Origin of the sequence: Streptomyces sp. SLBN-31, assembly GCF_006715395.1 — a bacterium.
Taxonomy (GTDB): Bacteria; Actinomycetota; Actinomycetes; order Streptomycetales; family Streptomycetaceae; genus Streptomyces.
Genome location: NZ_VFNC01000001.1, coordinates 4119242 through 4135659, shown reverse-complemented (window position 1 = coordinate 4135659; position 16418 = coordinate 4119242). Strand labels below are relative to the sequence as shown.

At 71.6% G+C, this 16418-nt stretch carries 17 protein-coding genes; 7 read left to right on the top strand and 10 right to left on the bottom strand.

Features of this window, described 5'->3' with window-relative positions; genetic code table 11:
• The first annotated feature begins 126 nt into the window (after positions 1-126).
• A complete protein-coding gene (locus FBY22_RS19255) occupies positions 127-702 on the top strand; it encodes a TetR/AcrR family transcriptional regulator (protein WP_142147103.1) in 576 nt (191 codons plus the stop codon).
• 130 nt (positions 703-832) lie between these two features.
• Here the strand turns inward: FBY22_RS19255 and FBY22_RS19250 are convergent, their stop codons facing one another.
• The 3 genes from FBY22_RS19250 to FBY22_RS19240 all read right to left on the bottom strand — a co-directional run bounded on the left by FBY22_RS19250 (position 833) and on the right by FBY22_RS19240 (position 3977).
• The gene (locus FBY22_RS19250) at positions 833-1579 is read right to left on the bottom strand and encodes an HAD family phosphatase (RefSeq protein WP_260844938.1); all 747 of its coding nucleotides are present in this window, start codon (positions 1577-1579) and stop codon (positions 833-835) included.
• Positions 1576-2811: an acyl-CoA dehydrogenase family protein gene (locus FBY22_RS19245; protein WP_142147099.1), complete on the bottom strand. Its 1236-nt coding sequence runs from the start codon at positions 2809-2811 to the stop codon at positions 1576-1578. Before FBY22_RS19245 ends, FBY22_RS19250 begins: the two co-directional genes overlap by 4 nt.
• Before the next feature lie 173 nt (positions 2812-2984).
• Entirely contained in the window at positions 2985-3977 is a 993-nt protein-coding gene (locus FBY22_RS19240) for a ScbA/BarX family gamma-butyrolactone biosynthesis protein (protein WP_160159906.1), read from the bottom strand.
• Between the two features lie 206 nt (positions 3978-4183).
• On the opposite strand from FBY22_RS19240, the gene FBY22_RS19235 reads away from it, so the two are divergent.
• Both FBY22_RS19235 and FBY22_RS19230 read left to right on the top strand, forming a co-directional pair.
• Complete coding sequence (locus tag FBY22_RS19235; protein WP_142147095.1) at positions 4184-4813, top strand: ScbR family autoregulator-binding transcription factor; 630 nt, start codon at positions 4184-4186, stop codon at positions 4811-4813.
• A 46-nt stretch (positions 4814-4859) separates the two neighbouring features.
• Positions 4860-5873 (top strand): aldo/keto reductase, encoded by a 1014-nt coding sequence (locus tag FBY22_RS19230; RefSeq protein WP_142147093.1) that lies wholly within the window; start codon positions 4860-4862, stop codon positions 5871-5873.
• A 54-nt stretch (positions 5874-5927) separates the two neighbouring features.
• Here the strand turns inward: FBY22_RS19230 and FBY22_RS19225 are convergent, their stop codons facing one another.
• The 3 genes from FBY22_RS19225 to FBY22_RS19210 form a co-directional block, all read right to left on the bottom strand.
• Positions 5928-6611, bottom strand: a complete 684-nt coding sequence (locus FBY22_RS19225; protein WP_260844936.1) for an alpha/beta fold hydrolase — start codon at positions 6609-6611, stop codon at positions 5928-5930.
• 471 nt (positions 6612-7082) lie between these two features.
• On the bottom strand, positions 7083-7475 hold the full coding sequence (locus FBY22_RS19215) for a type II toxin-antitoxin system death-on-curing family toxin (RefSeq protein ID WP_142147092.1): 393 nt from the start codon (positions 7473-7475) through the stop codon (positions 7083-7085).
• Complete coding sequence (locus FBY22_RS19210) at positions 7472-7666, bottom strand: ribbon-helix-helix protein, CopG family (RefSeq protein WP_142147090.1); 195 nt, start codon at positions 7664-7666, stop codon at positions 7472-7474. Before FBY22_RS19210 ends, FBY22_RS19215 begins: the two co-directional genes overlap by 4 nt.
• A gap of 255 nt (positions 7667-7921) precedes the next feature.
• Between FBY22_RS19210 and FBY22_RS45130 the strand changes: the two genes are divergently transcribed.
• The gene (locus FBY22_RS45130) at positions 7922-8347 is read left to right on the top strand and encodes a hypothetical protein (RefSeq protein ID WP_260844935.1); all 426 of its coding nucleotides are present in this window, start codon (positions 7922-7924) and stop codon (positions 8345-8347) included.
• A 68-nt stretch (positions 8348-8415) separates the two neighbouring features.
• Here FBY22_RS45130 and tnpA read toward each other — a convergent pair whose 3' ends face one another.
• Positions 8416-8844, bottom strand: a complete 429-nt coding sequence (gene tnpA / locus FBY22_RS19195; RefSeq protein ID WP_142147086.1) for an IS200/IS605 family transposase — start codon at positions 8842-8844, stop codon at positions 8416-8418.
• A 53-nt stretch (positions 8845-8897) separates the two neighbouring features.
• Here tnpA and FBY22_RS19190 point away from each other — a divergent pair, with 53 nt between their 5' ends.
• The 3 genes from FBY22_RS19190 (at position 8898) to FBY22_RS19185 (ending at position 13152) form a co-directional block, all read left to right on the top strand.
• The gene (locus FBY22_RS19190) at positions 8898-10112 is read left to right on the top strand and encodes an RNA-guided endonuclease TnpB family protein (RefSeq protein ID WP_142147085.1); all 1215 of its coding nucleotides are present in this window, start codon (positions 8898-8900) and stop codon (positions 10110-10112) included.
• A 167-nt stretch (positions 10113-10279) separates the two neighbouring features.
• Positions 10280-10435, top strand: a complete 156-nt coding sequence (locus FBY22_RS43920; RefSeq protein WP_160159905.1) for a hypothetical protein — start codon at positions 10280-10282, stop codon at positions 10433-10435.
• Positions 10435-13152 carry an FAD/NAD(P)-binding protein gene (locus FBY22_RS19185; protein ID WP_142147083.1) on the top strand — a complete coding sequence of 906 codons (2718 nt, stop codon included), beginning with the start codon at positions 10435-10437 and terminating at the stop codon, positions 13150-13152. The genes FBY22_RS43920 and FBY22_RS19185 overlap by 1 nt, the downstream gene beginning before the upstream one ends.
• A gap of 126 nt (positions 13153-13278) precedes the next feature.
• On the opposite strand, the gene FBY22_RS19180 is transcribed toward FBY22_RS19185, so the two are convergent.
• The 3 genes from FBY22_RS19180 to FBY22_RS19170 all read right to left on the bottom strand — a co-directional run bounded on the left by FBY22_RS19180 (position 13279) and on the right by FBY22_RS19170 (position 16408).
• The gene (locus FBY22_RS19180) at positions 13279-13755 is read right to left on the bottom strand and encodes a carboxymuconolactone decarboxylase family protein (protein WP_142147081.1); all 477 of its coding nucleotides are present in this window, start codon (positions 13753-13755) and stop codon (positions 13279-13281) included.
• Between the two features lie 140 nt (positions 13756-13895).
• Positions 13896-15143, bottom strand: coding sequence for a ketosynthase chain-length factor (locus FBY22_RS19175; RefSeq protein ID WP_174267174.1), 1248 nt, complete (start codon positions 15141-15143; stop codon positions 13896-13898).
• A complete protein-coding gene (locus tag FBY22_RS19170) occupies positions 15140-16408 on the bottom strand; it encodes a beta-ketoacyl synthase (protein ID WP_142147079.1) in 1269 nt (422 codons plus the stop codon). The genes FBY22_RS19175 and FBY22_RS19170 overlap by 4 nt, the downstream gene beginning before the upstream one ends.
• Positions 16409-16418 lie beyond the last annotated feature (10 nt).

Sequence of the window (16418 nt, the reverse complement as noted above, 5' to 3'; positions counted from 1 at the left end):
AGCGCGGCCGTGGCGGGATATCGCCGCGCTCCGGTGACACCTGGATAAGGTCAGGTCAATGCGGTCGGCGGTGCGGCGCCACAGAACATACCTTTCTAAAGGTTTTTATTCGGGTGGAGGCTCGGCATGGTTCAAAAGCGTGCAGTGCGCACACGGGCGCAGGTGCTCGACGCGGCGGCCGAGGAGTTCGCCGCGTACGGCTACATGGGCACGACGCTGCTCGATGTGGTCAAGCGCACCGGCATGACCAAGGGCGCGCTGTACGGTCACTTCTCCTCCAAGGAGGAGCTGGCGGCGGCGCTGGTCGAGGAGGCCGGGGCCGAGCTGAGCCTGCGTGCGGCGCGGGCCGGCCGGCCGGGACCGCCGGCCGTCGACACGCTGCGCGAGACCGTCCTGGACCTCACCCGGCACCTGCGCCAGGACGCGCGGGCCCGGTCCGCGTTGCGGCTCGCCGTGGAGGTCCCCTCCCTGGACCGCGACGATGACGGGCTGGTGGAGCGGATCTGCCTGCTGCTGGCCCGTGCCGTCGCGCAGACGCAGGCCGACGACGGGAGCGCGGGCGGACTGTCCCCGCAGGCCGTGGCCCGCCTGCTGATGGCGGTCTTCTTCGGGATCCCCCATCCCGTGCCCGCCGACGACGCCGACGCGGCACGGCGGTTCGACGACCTGTGGGCGACCCTGTCCGCGCCCGCGCCGGGCTGAAACACCGTCACATGACCGCACAGGGAGGCGAGATGCGCCCGCCCGCTCACCGCGCGGACGGCGTCCTTCCCCCGCGCCGTTACGTACGAAGCGGGCGCGCACCGAGGCACGCGCCCGCTCACCGGGCAGGTCAGACACCGGCCCGGTGGAACTCCTCGCCGCTCTGCTCCCGCGTGGGGCGCAGGAGGGCGAGGACGTCCTCCACGGCCTGCGGGTGCAGCACCCGCGCCCGCGGCAGCCGCGCCCGCAGCCGCGCCGAGCCGCCGACGATGACCGGGTTGCCCACCTCCGCCAGCATCGGCAGGTCCGAGACGTGGTCCCCGTACGCGAAGCACTGCGCCGGGTCCAGGGCCGGCCGGCTTTGCAGCATGGCGCGGACCGCCGCGCGCTTTGCCTCTCCGATACAGGGATCACCCACGAGCCGGCCGGTCAGGACGCCGTCGTGGACCTCGGGGACCGAACACAGCAGGCGCGTCGCACCCACCTCGGCGGCGATGGGCGCGAGGACCGCGGGGAAAGATCCGGACACCAGGATCACCGTGTCCCCCGCGGCGCGGTGCAGTTCCAGCGCCCGGCGCGTGGCGGCCAGGTAGAAGCCGGGAGCCCCCGACCGCTCGGCGTACCAGGCCCGGGCCAGCTCCTCGACCCGGGCGGCGGGCTCGCCCGCCCAGGTGCGGTAGTACAGGCGGTTCATGGCTTCCCGGGGCGCACCGGCGGACGTGCGGCGGGACAGCTCCTGTCGGACGTCTGCCGCGTGGCGGGCGCCTGGTGTTCCGCGGGTGGCGCGGAGGTAGTACGCGAGGAAGTCGAACATCGACTTCCCTGCGATGAGTGTCTCGTCCACGTCGCTGAAAACCAGGAGGGGCGGCCGGCTCACCGCGGCTCCCATGGCATCGGCGCCGACCACTCGCCCTCGCCCCAGGCGGCGTACGCGCCGGCCGCGGCGTCCAGCCGCAGGGCGCCGTGCGCCGCCGCCGTGTGCGTGTCCCGCCAGGCCCGCTGGACCTCGCTGGTGTCGTCCCGGGCGTGGACGCCACCCGCCCTGAACAGTCGCTCGACGGCCTCCACCAGTAACTCGGCCGCCACCGCGGCGTCACGCCGGTTGACCGCCTCGACGCGTGACGCGGTCGGCTCGGCGTCCGCACTGGCACCGACCCGCTCCAACAGCAGGGCCACGGCGTCGATCTCGCCGGCGGAGCGCGCCAGCACCCGCTGGACGGCCGGGTCGCCCAGCGCCGCCGGGCGCCCGGCGGGCGGCGTCGTCGCCCAGCGCGCCCAGGACCGCAGGGCGAGCCGGGCCGCACCCAGCGCCGTCGCGCAGAACATCGCGCCGCCGGCCAGATGCGCGGATGCCTGGCGCGCCGGGGAGGCGCCCGGCTCGACCACGGCGGCGAGCACGTCGCCCAGCGGGCAGGCGCGCCGGTCGGGGACGAACACCCCGCGTACCTCCACGGAGTTGCTGCCGGTGCCGCGCAGCCCGGTGCTGCGCCAGGTGTCGTGCACGATCACCTCGGAGCGCGGCACCGCCAGGACCCATGCCGCGGCCTGCACCGGACCGGCGGGGGTGGCACCGGCCTCGACCGGGGCGTCGTCGACCGGGGCCGCGAGCAGGACCCACTGGGAGAAGTCCACGCCGCTGACGCACTCCCACCGGCCCTCCAGCAGCCAGCCGCCCGGTACCGGGCGGGCCGCTCCGGCGGGCGGGGCCAGGGCCGCGGCGATCAGTGTGTCGGGCCCCTTCCCCCACAGCTCCCGCTGTCCCTCTTCGGGCAGCCTGGCGGCGTAGCGCCCGTGCGCGGCCCAGAGCATGCCGCACCAGGCCGCCGAGGGGCACTGTCCGGCGATCAGCGCCGTGGCGGTGATCAGGTCGGCGAAGCCGCCCTCCCGGCCGCCCCATCGGCGGGGCACGAAGTGCCGTGCGACACCGGCCTCTTTCAGTGCGGTCACGACCCCGGGAGCCAGCCGCCGGTCCCGGTCCGCCGCCGCGGCGGCACGTCCTGCCGCCCGGGCGGCACGCAGGACGGCGTCCTCGGCGAGCCCGCCGCCCGTTCGCTGCGGACGGGAAGGGCGGGATCGCTGCCTTTGTTGCGGCTCAGCATGATCGAGCATGGTTCAGCTCCTTGTCGAGCCGGACACGGATGTGGAAAAATACTTTCTCAACGGTTTCTTACTCGGAGGTGGGGATGCCGCGAGAGAAGGAACGCTCCCCGCACACCTGCGCTTCGGTGCGCGTCCACGCAGGGGAGGCACTCGCGGCCGTCACCGGGTGCCGTGGGCCTTTGCTACACGGCCGCGACGGAGCCGACCCGGTCAGAGGAGAAGGTGACCTCCTCGGGCGCGGCGGGCATGACCCGCGGCAGCCACTCCATGGTGACCGTGGCGACGGTGTCCTCCCGCTGGACGGCCGCGATGCGCAGCCTCGTGACGTCCGACGCGGTCGCCGGCGGCTGCAACTCGGCGCACAGCCGCACCGGTTCGTGCAGGTCGGCGAAGGCGGGGCAGTCCACCTGGACGGCGCGCAGTACCGCTTGCGCCGGAGCGTCGTGGCGGTGGTGGAGCAGGCGGTGGCCCAGCTGGCGGGCGCCTTCCAGGGTGACCATCAGCGGTATGTGGTCTCCGGGGTGGTCGAAGAGCACGGCGTGATGGAGATCGACCAGCAGCTGCCACTCCCCCGCCTCCGTGCGGCCCAGCACGCTGTCCTTGGCCCGCAGCCGGCCGACGTCCGCCGCCGGCAGGCGAGTTGCGGCGCAGTGCCCGCCGCGGGCGGCCTCGTCCGGGTCCTGCCCCTGCCTGCCCCGCCAGCGCAACCGCCGGTACAGCTCCTCGTCGACGGCGTAGACGCTCAGTCCGGCCCGGGCGCACTCGCGCCCGGCCACGGAGACCACCGCGTCCACCCGCATACCGAAGCGCCGGGGCGGCCTGTTCGCCACCCACGACCACTGGACGTCCAGAGTGACGTGCAAGGGAGTGTCGCCGACCGCAAGGGCCTCGTGGTCAGTGATCTCGAAGTGGGTGTCGCTGCCGACGAAGCGATGCCCGAGCGGAATTCCGCAGTACTCGTGCGCCAGGTAGACCAGGGCCTGACGCACCGTCTCGGTCAGCAGCAGCGGGTCGCTCATGCCCTGAGCGTCGGGATAGTACAGAGCGTGGTCCCGGGGCCACTGGGCTCCCACGAGGAACCGGTCCTGGCTCACCTGCAGGGCGTCCGTGATGAAGACCTCCGCGACGGCGGCCCGGTGGACCAGCTGCCGGGAGACCGGTTGAAGAAACTTCAAAGAGGCATCCACTACTGCGGTGCCCGTTTCACCTGGGACCCTGGTCGACAGTTCGTACAACTGGTCCATGGTCTCTCCCCCATCGGGTTCGGGAATACCGTGGTGGCGCAACGTGAAAATATACCTTCGCAGAGGTATCTTGCAAGGAACCCATCTCGTGCGTGGCATGCGCACCGGGCACCGCAGAGACGTACGGAAGAGGGATCATGAGCAAGCATCTCCGGACAGCCACCGTGGGCAAGGCCGCGCCGCGGGAGCTCAAGCAGGAACGGGCCGGCCGCACCCGGAGGCTGCTTCTCGACGCCGCCGCCACAGCGTTCGCCGCGAAGGGGTTCCCCGCCGTCACACTCCAGGACATCGCCGACCTCGCCGAGATGACCAAGGGAGCCGTCTACTTCCACTTCACCAACAAGGAGGCGGTGGCCGTCGCGGTCACCGAGGAGTTCTACACACAGCTGCCCGCCATCGCCGACTCGGTGACGGCCAGGCAGCTCCCGCCGCTCGACGCGGTCGCCGAACTCCTCCTGCAGACCGCGATCGCCCTGCGGGACAACCCGGTCATGCAGGCCGGCGCCCGGCTGCAGATCGAACGGAACCTGGTCGATGCCGACATGCCGACGCCGTTCAGCGGGTTCACCCAGCTCATCACCGAGCTCCTGGCGCAGGCCCAGGAGGAGGGCACGGTGCGGCCCACCACCGACATCGCCGCCATGGCACGGGTCATCGTCGCCGCGTTCTTCGGCAGCCAGCACATCTCCTGGGTCCAGCGCAATCGCGAGGATCTCACCGACCGCGTACAGGAGATCATCGACATCACCCTCCCCCGCCACGCCTGAGATCCGCACCCTCCCGGCCACCCACCGAGACAAGGAGAGCCTTCGCATGCCTGCCCTCACCCTCCCGGCCGTTCCCCTCGGCACCAACGGGCCGTTAGTCGGCGCGCAGGGCCTGGGCTGCATGGGCTTCAGCGAGGTCTACGGACCCAGCACGCCGGCCCAGGCGCAGCAAACCCTGCAGGCCGCCCTCGATGCGGGCATCACCATGTTCGACACCGCCGATCTGTACGGGGACGGCGGCAACGAGGTGCTCCTCGGGCCCTTCGTCCGCGCCCACCGCGAACGGGTCTTCCTCGCCACGAAGTTCGGCATCGTGCGCCGGCCGGGCAGCCGGACCTGGAACCAGGTCCGCGGCGACCGTGCCTACGTCCGCCAGTGTGCCGAGGCGAGCCTGAAGCGCCTCGGCATCGACACGATCGACCTGTACTACGCGCACCGCCGCGACCCCTCGGTCCCCCTGGAGGAGACCGTGGGCGCGATGGCGGAGCTCGTCCAGGAGGGCAAGGTCCGCCACTTGGGGCTCTGCGAGGTGACCGGCCCCGAACTGCGGGCGGCCCACGCCGTCCACCCGATCACCGCGCTGCAGTCCGAGTGGTCGCTCTTCAGCCGCGACGTCGAGACCTCGGCGGTCCCCGCGGCCGCGGAACTCGGCGTGGCGTTCGTGGCGTACTCGCCCCTGGGCCGTGGTCTGCTCACCGGGGCACTGCCCGACAGCAGCGAACTGGGCCCGGGCGACGCCCGGTTGGCGATGCCCCGGTTCACCGGCGAGCAGGCCCGCACCAACCACGCGCTCCTCGAAACGGTCCGCGCGATCGCCGCGGACCACGCCGCGACCCCCGCCCAGATCGCGCTGGCCTGGCTGCACCAGCAGTCCCGCGTACACGGCCTCACCGTTCTGCCCATCCCCGGCTCCCGCAAGTCTTCCCGGCTGCGGGAGAACGCCGCGGCGGCGGCGCTCACCCTGTCCGCGGCCGAACTGAGCGCGCTCGAACCGCTGGCGGCGCAGGTGGCCGGCACCCGCTACGCCGACATGAGCAGCACGGCCGCGGCCCGCGAGTGACCCGCGGCGGCGGCGTGCCGAGCGCCGGCTCCCGGCCCGGGCCGCGCATCCGCGTCACGCGCCCGCACCGGCCGGCGGAAGCGCCCCAAGGACTGCTGCGAGACCGGCCGGATCGTGCCGGGCGATGTTGTGGCCGACGGCAATCTCGTGCACCCGCCAGCCCGCGTCGCGGCGCAGCCGTTCGGTCACGGCCGTGAAGGGGCTGCCCGGCCACGCGCCCCCACTGATGAACGTACGGCCGACCGCGCGCCCGGGATCACCGTGCAGTCTGAGCGCCTGCAGGAAGCTCGCCAGCGGATGCGGCCGGGCACGCGGGTCGGCCCCGCAGGGCACCGCGACCCAGCGACCGTCGTCGCGGGCACCGTCCATGAACAGCTCCCGGAACCGGTCACTGGTCAGGGACCAGCACGAGTCACCGTCCTGCGGAACGTAGGCGTCGATGAAGACGAGCTGATCGAGACGGTCGCCGAGCCGGTCCGCGACACCGGCGATCACCATCCCGCCGTAGCTGTGCCCGCACAACGCCACGGGCCCGTCACCGCCGCGGTCGATGATCTCGGCGACCTGGTCGATGTGGGTGTCGAGATTCGGCGGCCGGTCCCTGTCGGCCGGCCCGTCCGGCTCCAGCCCCGCCAGCGTCACCGCCTCGGCCTGGTGACCCTCGCGGTGCAGCTCGGCCGCCACCGCGTCGAACGCCCACCCGCCCTGCCAACCACCCGGCACCAGCACGAACTTCACCACGTCATCTTAAGCGGAGCGCGATCTTACACGCACTTTCCGTGACGACCGATCCATCCTACGGCGCCCTGTCCGACCTCGTCCGCAAGATCCGCGACAGCCGTCTGAACGTCTACGCCGTCGCCGAGGCGCTGCGTTCCTGGCGCATCTGATCCGCCGGGCACCTGACGGGCAGGAGGATGACGGGTCGCGGGCAAACACGTCGGCCAGGCGGGAAGTGCCGCGGAGCGCGAGCACTGCCGGAACAGCCCGGACCGGGCAGACGTGTCGCGGGCGACCGCGTTCGACCACTTCCTGTGCAAGATCGCCATTCTTCAGGAGTGGGCCACCCAGCGGCGCGAACTAGCGAACAGAGCCGCCCGGTCGGGTCAGGACCTTCCAGGTTCGGTGCGCATGGCGACGTCTACACGGACCGCAAGGCCCTCGCGGGACAGCTGCGATATCGCCGGTGGGACCAGCCTGACGACATCGTCAGGAAATGGGGAACCAGGTCGCCAGGCGTTTGGCGATGACCGGTACGTCAATGTTGTCCTGCGCGACTTCCTCGACGAACGGGCCTGCCACGGAGACGGGCGGCGGGACCGTCTCGGCTTTGACGCCGTTGAACCGCAGGAAGACGCGCATGGCGAGCCAGGCAGTGCGTTTATTGCCGTCGATCAGAGCGTGATTGCGGGCGACGGAGTGCAGCAGCGCCGCAGCCTTCTCATGCAGAGTGGGATACAGCTCGGCCCCGAACACGTTGGTCCGGGGCCGCTCGATCGCCGACACCAGAAGCCCCATGTCACGCACGCTGTGCTCGGTACCGTTGACCGCGCGGGCGATGGTCAGAATCTCGTCGATCTGGAGGTAGCGCACCTCGGTCACTTCAGGTAGTCCAGGATCTCCGCGTCACTGTTCATGAGCTCAGCCAGGACGTCGCCAACCTTCAACTCGGCCCGATCCTGAGCCTCACGAATAGCCTCGATGGCGAGTTCCTGCTTGCTGCGACCCTCACGACGGGCACGCTCGGTGAGCTTCGCATCGAGGTCGTCCGGGAGTCGGAGTGTCATCGCCATACAGAGATGATACCTGACCGGTATCAAAGTGGTGCGGTTGGACCGCTTTCTCGACCCCAAGGAAAGTCGCCGAAGCTCCTCCTGCAGACCGGGGCCGCCCTGCGGGACAACCTGACGATGCAGGCCAGCGCCGGCTGCAATGGGGCGTGGCCCTCAGCGGAGTTCTCCCGGTATATACGCCGGACCGCCATCGACTTCTGGATGATGCAGAATTCTGCTCCAGAATGCAGACATGAGTGTCTTACCATCCGAGACGTGCCAGAAGACCAGGTCCGCGTTCTCAAGACCCTCGCCGCCCAGGCCGGGAAGTCCCTCCAGGCGTACATGCAGGAACTGATCACCCGGGAGACCACCAAGCCGACCATGGCGGAGATGGCTGCCCGGCTCGAGCGCGAAGCCAGCGCGCAGTACATCACCGATGATGTTCTTCACGGCGATCGACGAGGGGCGAGGGGGCCGTTGACCGTCATCGACACGTCGGCCTTCGTGGTCTTCCTGACCCAGCACGGCACCACCCGCCATACCGAAGGCCGGACCGTATTCAGTGGAGTGATGCCGGCGCTCACGTACAACTCGGGTTTCAGCAACAGGACAGTGAGCTGTTCTCCCGCCTTCACCGCCTGTCAGGCGACCGCTGCCGCGCGGGCCACCGACCCGTCGAAGTCGTCAGTCCATCCCTGATCTTGCGCGGGTATCCCCGGCTTCAGCCGGAGAGGGAAACGCATCTCAGGACTGCTTTGACCCGCAGGTCACAGTGGACGTTTTTGCTGCTCGATGTACTGACGGATCACCGTGAGCGGTGCGCCGCCGCACGAGCCGGCGAAGTAGGAGCGGGACCAGAAGACGGAACCCATGCCGATGTGGTTGATCCGGCCGGTGTACTCGGCCCGCAGGTATCGGGAGCTAACGCCCTTGAGGGAGTTGATCAGCTTGGACAGGGCGACCTTCGGCGGGTAGTGCACCAGCAGGTGGACGTGATCGGCCTCGCCGTTGAACTCCCGTATCTCAACGTCGAAACCAGCGCACACCTCCCGCATGATCTCCTCGCACCGCTTCAGCATCGTGTCATCGAAGACGCCGCGCCGGTACTTCGTGACGAACACCAAGTGTGCATGCAGGTTGTAGATGACGTGACGACCGGTGCGAATCTCGGGGTTTGGTTCCCAGCGTGGCGACATACGCCAAGCATAGTATGATCTTGCAAGCTGGGCAGAAAAGGGGGGTGGGCTGGATGATCCGTGCGTACAAGTTCCTCATGCGGCCCACCGCGAGCCAGCAAGCCGCGCTCGGTGAGATGCTGCGCGACCACTGCTCGCTCTACAACGGCGCCTTGCAGGAACGCCGCGACGCCTACCGGCACGCCTCGAAAACCTCGATCAAGTACGGGCAGCAGTCCGCGCAACTCAAGGACATCCGGGCCTTCGACCCGGAGCGCCAGGGCCGGTGGTCGTTCTCGTCGCAGCAGGCGACCTTGCGCCGCCTGGACAAGGCGTTCGCTGCGTTCTTCCGACGCGTGAAGTGCGGTGACAAGCCGGGCTATCCCCGATTCCGGGGGGTGAACTGGTTCGACACGGTGGACTTCCCCAAGGACGGAGACGGCTGCCGCTGGGACTCCACGCCGCACGACCCCGTCATCCGCGTCCGCTTCCAGGGCGTCGGGCACGTCAAGGTCAACCAGCACCGGCCCGTGGCCGGCAAGGTCAAGACCGTGTCCGTCAAGCGCGAAGGCAAGCGCTGGTACGTCGTCCTGACCGCTGAGCATGCCCAGCCCGAAACGCTCCCCGCGACAGGGTCCGTGGTCGGCATCGACATGGGTATCGCCTCGTTCCTGACCACCTCCAACGGTGAGCACGTCGAGAACCCACGCCACGCTCGGAAGGCAGCCGCCAAGCTCGAACCTGCACAGCAAAAGCTCAGCCGGTTCGGGCGCGTGCGCCGGGACAAGCGGACGGCGAATCATCAGCGGGCCGTCCAGCGGGTCGCCGACCTTCACCGCAAGGTGCGTCGCCAGCGCCTCGACCACGCCCACAAGACCGCGCTCGGTCTGGTCCGGGACCACGACCTGATAGCGCACGAGGATCTCAAGATCCGAAACATGGTCAAGGCCCCCACGCCGAAGCCGGACCCCGAGACGCCAGGCAGCTTCCTGCCCAACGGGTCCGCCGCGAAGGCCGGACTCAACCACTCGATCTCAGATGCCGGATGGGGGGTGTTCCTGACGATCCTGCACGCCAAGGCTGAAAGCGCCGGACGAAACGTGATCGCCGTGGACCCCCGCAATACCTCCCGGACCTGCCCCGAATGCGGGCACGTCAGCGCGGAGAACCGGCCCACCCAGGAGAAGTTCCACTGCGTTAGCTGCGGCCACCTGGCGCACGCCGACACGGTGGGCGCCCTGAACGTTCTACGGGCCGGGCTGGTCCGCCGCGAAGCCGCACCGGCATAGCGAGAAGCCCCCTCGTTCACGAGGGGGAGGAGTCACCGCATGCACCGCGGCAGACGAACGGGGTTCACCTGGATCGCGACCGTTCCTCGACCCGTGGTCGAGCGAGGCGCTCGAGGATGCCGCCGGGGGCTGGAGTGAGAGACCTCCGTTCGGCGTGAGGAGTGCGTATGCGCAAGGTCGTTTTCCGTGACGGCACCGCGACCGCCTGCGAGAGGACGGGGGACGCGCCCGCGGCCGCCTCGATCTGTCGTACGGCGGGCGGGGCCTTCACCGCCGTCCGCGCGGATGCCCGCACGGATAGCGCCGCGGGAAGGCGGCTGTGATGCGCCGCGTCGCGGTCGTCGGGGCCGGTGCGGCGGGGGCGTTGACGGCGGTTCAGCTGATGCGGCAGGCCGACCGGCTCGGCCGGAGGGTCGGGATATGGCTGGTTGATCCGGCCGGGCGGACCGGGCCGGGTGTCGCCTACGGCACGCGGGATCCGCGGCACCTGCTGAACGTGCCCGCCGGCCGTATGAGTGCCTTTCCCGACGACCCCGGGCATTTCCTGCGCTGGCTGACGGACCGACACCCGCACGCTGCGGCCGGTGACTTCGTTCCCCGGCAGGTGTACGGGCAGTACCTGGCCGACGTCGTCGAGCGCACCGCCGCCGCCTGCGCGCATGCCCGGCTGCACCGGGTGCAGGACGAGGTCGCCGCCGTACGCGGGCAGGGGGCCGGGGCGGTTCTGCGGCTGGCCGGCGGTGGTGAGGTGCGGGTGGATGCGGCCGTGCTGGCGTTGGGCAGTCTCGCTCCGGCGCAGGACTGGGCCGGGGCCGAGCTGAGCGGGTCGGGGCGGTTCGTCGCCGATCCCTGGGCACCGGGTGCTCTGGACGGCCTCGCCACCGGGGAGGGGGATGTTCTGCTGGTCGGCACCGGTCTGACCATGGTCGATGTGGCCGCCTCGCTGGCCCGTCCGGATCGCGTGGTGCATGCGGTCTCCCGGCACGGGCTGCTTCCGCAGGAGCATCTGCCTGCCGCGGCCCCGCCGGCCCAGGCGCCGCCGGGCCTGGATGGTTCTCACGGTCTGGACGTGCTGCGCCGTAGCGTGCGGCGGCATCTGTCTGCCACCCGGCGTGCCTGCGGAGACTGGCGGCCCGCGCTGGACGGGCTGCGCCCGGTGACGGCGGCGCTGTGGCAGCAGCTGCCCGTGGCCGACCGGGCTCGCTTCCTGGAGGAGGATCTGCGGGTCTGGGAGGTGCACCGCCACCGCATGGCGCCCGCGAGTGCGGCGACGCTGCGCACGCTGCTGGCGTCGGGCCGGCTGCGCACCCGTGCCGGACGGGTGGTTACTGCCGTGCCGGTCGACGGCGCGGTGGAGGTCTCCCTCAATGACGGCACGCGGCTGCGGGTCGGTGCGGTGGTCAACTGCACCGGGGCGCCGACCGGTTCGCGCGGCACGATGGCTCCCCTGGTGCGCTGCCTGCTGGAGGGCGGATACGGCCGTCCCGGCCCCGCCGGGCTCGGGCTGGACACCGCCGGCGACGGGCGGCTGGTGCCCGCGGTGGGTGGCCCGGTCCTGCGGTTGTGGGCGGTCGGGGCCGCGCGGCGCGGGAATCTGCTGGAGACCACCGCCGTTCCGGAGATCCGTGCGCAGGCCGCCGAGGTCGCCGGCACCGTGCTGGAGACGCTCACCGACCGCCGTGCTCCTACGCCGGCCGACCGCTACGGGCAGCGCCTGAGCACCTCGCCCGAGGCCGCCGAGCTGTACGACCGGGCCCTGGAGCGCATCCTGGCGGGCCGCCTCGGCGCGGAGGAGCTGCTGGGCCAAGCCGTCGGCGTCGATCCGGACTTCGCCGTCGGCCACGCGGCTTTGGCGCTGCTCGGCCACGAGCGCGGGGGCGCCGGGCAGACGCCTGCGGTGCTGGCATCCGCACGGCGGGCAGTGGAGGTGCGGGCGGATGACCGTGAACGCAGCCTGGTCGCCGCGGTGGACGCCTGCCTGACCGGTACCGAGGAGCGGGGCAAGGCGGCCCTGCTGGGTCATATCGCCGCTCATCCCCGGGACGCGCTGGCGGTGAGTGCGGCGGTGCCGACCGTCTCCTTCAACGGGGTGACCGCCGCCGAGGAGGCCTGGGCGCTGGTCGAGGGGCTGTCGGGAAGCTATGGGGACGACTGGTGGTATCTGGGGCAGCTGGCCTTCGTCCGGCAGGAGCAGGAGCGCTGGGAGGAGGCCGAGACGCTGGCCTGCCGGGCGCTGACCGCGCAGCCGGATGCCGGGCACGCCGTCCACGCCCGGGCTCATGTGTACTACGAGACCGGCGAGCACCGTGCCGGCCTGGCCTGGCTGGATGAGTGGCTGCGCCGGCACGGAGAGGGGGCGGCACAGCGCTCCCATGTCGCCTGGCATGCCGCCCTGCACGAGCTGTCGCTCGATGACCGGCCCGCGCTGCTGCGCCGCTACCGCCAGGAGCTCATCGCCTGCCGGGTGGGCGGGGGACGGCTGCTGGTCGACTCCGCCTCGCTGCTGTGGCGGGCGCGCATGACGGACAGCTGGAGCGGCGAGTTGCCCGTCGCCGAACTGCTGCACGCCGCTCCCCCGGACTGGCTGGAGGCGCCGGCGACGGGTTTCGCCGCTCTGCACGGCGCACTGGCCCTCGCCGCAGCCGGGGATCTCGACGCCCTGGGACGGTTGCGGGCGCATGCGCTGGCCCACCACCAGGCGGTGTTCGCGCTGCTGGTCGCTCCGCTGTGCGAGGCGCTGTCGTCCGTCGTGCGCAAGGAGTGGCGGCAGGCGGTACGGCGGCTGCGGCCGTTGCTGCCTCTGCTGGCGCGCACGGGTGCCAGCAAGGCGCAGCAGGAGGTGGTGGAGGAGACGCTGTTGCACGCTCTGATCGCGGGGGGCGAGTACGACCGGGCGGAGCGGCTGCTGGCGGACCGGCTGGAGCGTCGCGCGTCGCCGCTCGACTGGCGGCGGCTGGAGGCGGTGCGGGGGCGGGGTGCGAGGTGGCGTGAGCCTGTCGTGGTCGTCGGCGGGTCCTGGGAGCACGCCCGATCCGTCTGACGGGCGGCCTCTGGTTGGGGCCGGGTACGGCGGTGGCGCTGACGGAAGGGGTCTCCCCCTGCAGTCAGCGCCACCGCTTGTCACAAGGCGTGTGCCACGGCCCCGTCGTCGGGTCGTGGTGCCGGGTTACCAGGTGGTGCCGGCGGGCTCCTCGATGGTGGTGTTGAGGCGGTTGAAGAAGTTGGTGAGGGCGATCATGAGGATGATCGCGGAGAGTTGTTCCTCGGTGAAGTGGTTCGTGGCATCGTTCCAGAGCTCGTCGGGGACGGCCTTGCCGGTACGGTCGGCGATGCGGGTGGCGCACTCGGTCAGGGCCAGGGCGGCGCGTTCGGCGTCGGTGAAGAACGGTGCCTCGCGCCAGGCGGCCACGGAGTGCAGGCGTTCGTCGCTCTCCCCGTGCTTCTTGGCGCCCGCCACGCCGGCGAACACGCAGGCGCTGCAGCCGTTGATCTGGCTGGCGCGCAGGTGGACCAGTTCGAGGATCTGCGGGGCGACGCCGCCTTGGTACATGGCCTGGTAGATGGTCTGGATGCCCTTCATGGCGTCCGGCAGGACCATGGCGGGGTTCTTCATCCGGGCGGTGGGGGTGCTCGCGGCGTTCATGGGGTGCCTTCCTGGTGATTCGTGAATGTCTGTCGCGGGGCCGGTGGATCCGGAGGAATGGGGCCGGGGCCGCCGGACGCGGGGGATGTCGTCCGGCGGCCCCGGTGCGCGGGAGCCCACGCGTGGGCGGTGCGACCCGGTCAGAGGGCGCTGAGGACGGCCGCCGAGTTGAAGCCGCCGCGGCCGCGGGCCAGGACCAGGGTGTGGCGCACGGGCGTGTCGCGGGGTGCGGTGACGAGGTCGATGGGGCAGTCGGCGGCGGGTTCGGTGGTCCCAGTGGTTGGGGGGATGACCTGGTCGCGCAGGGACAGCAGGGCGGCTGCGACGTCGAGGGAGGCTCCGCCGGCCAGCAGCCGTCCGGTCATCGACTTCGGTGCCGTGACCGGCACACCGCGGGGGCCGAACAAGGCGGCCAGCGCCTGCGCTTCGGCACGGTCCGCAGCCCGTGCGCCGGCCGCGTCGGCGAAGACGACGTCGATGTCCTCAGGGAGCAGGCCGGCGTCGTCCAGGGCGAGCCGGGCGGCATCCTGCAGGCGCGGGGTGCCGGGGCCGTCGAAGGTGGCCGCATAGCCGGTGAACGCCCCATACACGCGGGCGTCACGTGCGCGGGCGGCGGCGTGGCTCTCCAGGACGAACAGGGCGCCGCCCTCGCCGACGACGTGGCCGGTGGCGGCGTCGTCGAAGGGGAGGTAGGCGCGGGCGGGGTCGGCCACGGGGCTCAGCTCGCCGGCGGCGAGGTGGGCGGCCCAGCCCCAGGGACACAGGGCGGAGTCGACGCCGCCGGTGACCATCAGCGCCGCGCCCTTGCGGATCTGGCGGCGGGCGTGGGCGACGGCGTCCAGGCCGCCGGCCTGTTCGGCGACGACGACGCCGCTGGAGCCGCGCAGGCCGTGCCGGATGGAGATCTGGCCGGTGTTGACGGCGTAGAACCAGGCGAAGGACTGGTAGGCGCTGACGTGCTGGCCGCCCTTGGACCACAGGGCCTGCAGTTCGCGCTGGCCGAACTCGAAGCCGCCCGCGGAGGAGGCGGTGACCACTCCGGCGCCGTATTCGGGCAGAGCGGCCGGGTCGGTGCCGCAGTCGCTCAGGGCTTCGGCGGCGGCGGCCAGGGACAGGCGGGTGACGCGATCGGTCTGCGGCAGCAGCCGGCTGGGCAGGTGTTCGTCGTCGACGAAGCCGGGGACCTCGCCGGCGAGACGCACGGGGTAGCGGGAGGCGTCGAAGCGGGTCAGCGGGCGGATGCCGCTCTCGCCGCGCAGGGTCGCCGCCCACCAGGCCTCGGTGCCCAGGCCGTTGGGGGCGGCGACGCCGATGCCGGTGACGACCGAGGCGGTGACGGGGCCGGCGCCGGGCCGGGCGGTGGGACGGTCCAGGGTTGCTGTGGTCACGCTGCCGCCTCCTGAAGTCGCGGCCGGGTCAGGACGATGGCGCTTTGGAAGCCGCCGAAGCCGCTGCCGACGCTGAGCACGGTGTCGGTGCGCTGTTCGCGCGCGGTGAGGGGGGTGTAGTCGAGGTCGCAGGCCGGGTCCGGCTCGTGCAGGTTGGCCGTGGGCGGGACGGTGTTGTGCTCGATGGCCAGGGCGCTGGCGGCGATCTCCAGGGAACCGATCGCACCGAGCGAGTGACCGATCATTGACTTGATGGAGCTGACGGGTACCCGGTAGGCGTGCTCGCCGAGGCTGCGCTTGAACGCGGCGGTCTCGTGCCGGTCGTTCTGCTTGGTGCCCGAGCCGTGGGCGTTGATGTAGTCGACGGCGGTGGCATCCAGGCGGGCCTCGTCCAGGGCCGCGCGGATCGCCTCGGCCATCTCCACGCCGTCACTCTTGAGTCCGGTCATGTGGTAGGCGTTGCTGCGTCCGGCGAACCCGGCGATCTCGGCGTAGATGTGGGCGCCGCGCCGCCGGGCGTGTTCGAACTCCTCCAGGACCAGCACGGCCGAGCCCTCGCCGAGGACGAAGCCGTTGCGGGAGCGGTCGAAGGGGCGCGAGGCGGTGGCCGCTTCGTCGTTGCGGGGGCTGGTGGCCTTGATGGCGTCGAAGCAGGCCACGGTGATCGGAGAGATCGGTGCCTCGGTGGCGCCGGTGACCATCACATCGGCGCTGCCCTCGCGGATCAGGTCGACGGCGTGGCAGACGGAGTCGATGCCGGAGGTGCAGCCGGTGGAGACCAGCGAGACCGGGCCCTGGGCGCCGATGGCGAGGGCCACTTCGGCGGCCATGGAGCTGGGCACGAAGTAGTCGAAGAGGTGGGCCACGGCCCGGGTGTGGTCGACCTCCCAGGTGCTGCCGTTCTCGCTGACCACGCCGTACTCGTTGTCCAGGCCGGTGGTGCAGCCCACCGCGCTGCCGAGGGTGAGCCCGGTGCGCACCGGGTCCAGGGCGCCGGTCAGTCCGCTGTCCTCGACCGCCTCCAGGGCGCTGGTGAGGGCGAACTGGGCGGCGCGGTCGAGGCGGGCGGCATCGGCGGCCGCGATGCCGTTGGCGGCCGGGTCGAAGTCCACCTCGGCGGCGATGCGCGAGCGGAACGTGCTCGCGTCGAACAGGGTGATGCCGCGTGTGGCGGTACGGCCCGCGGTCAGCGTGTCCCAGAACGCGCGGGTGCCCACGCCGCCCGGGGCCACGACCCCGATACCGGTGATGACGACCCGCCTCATCGTGTGTCCC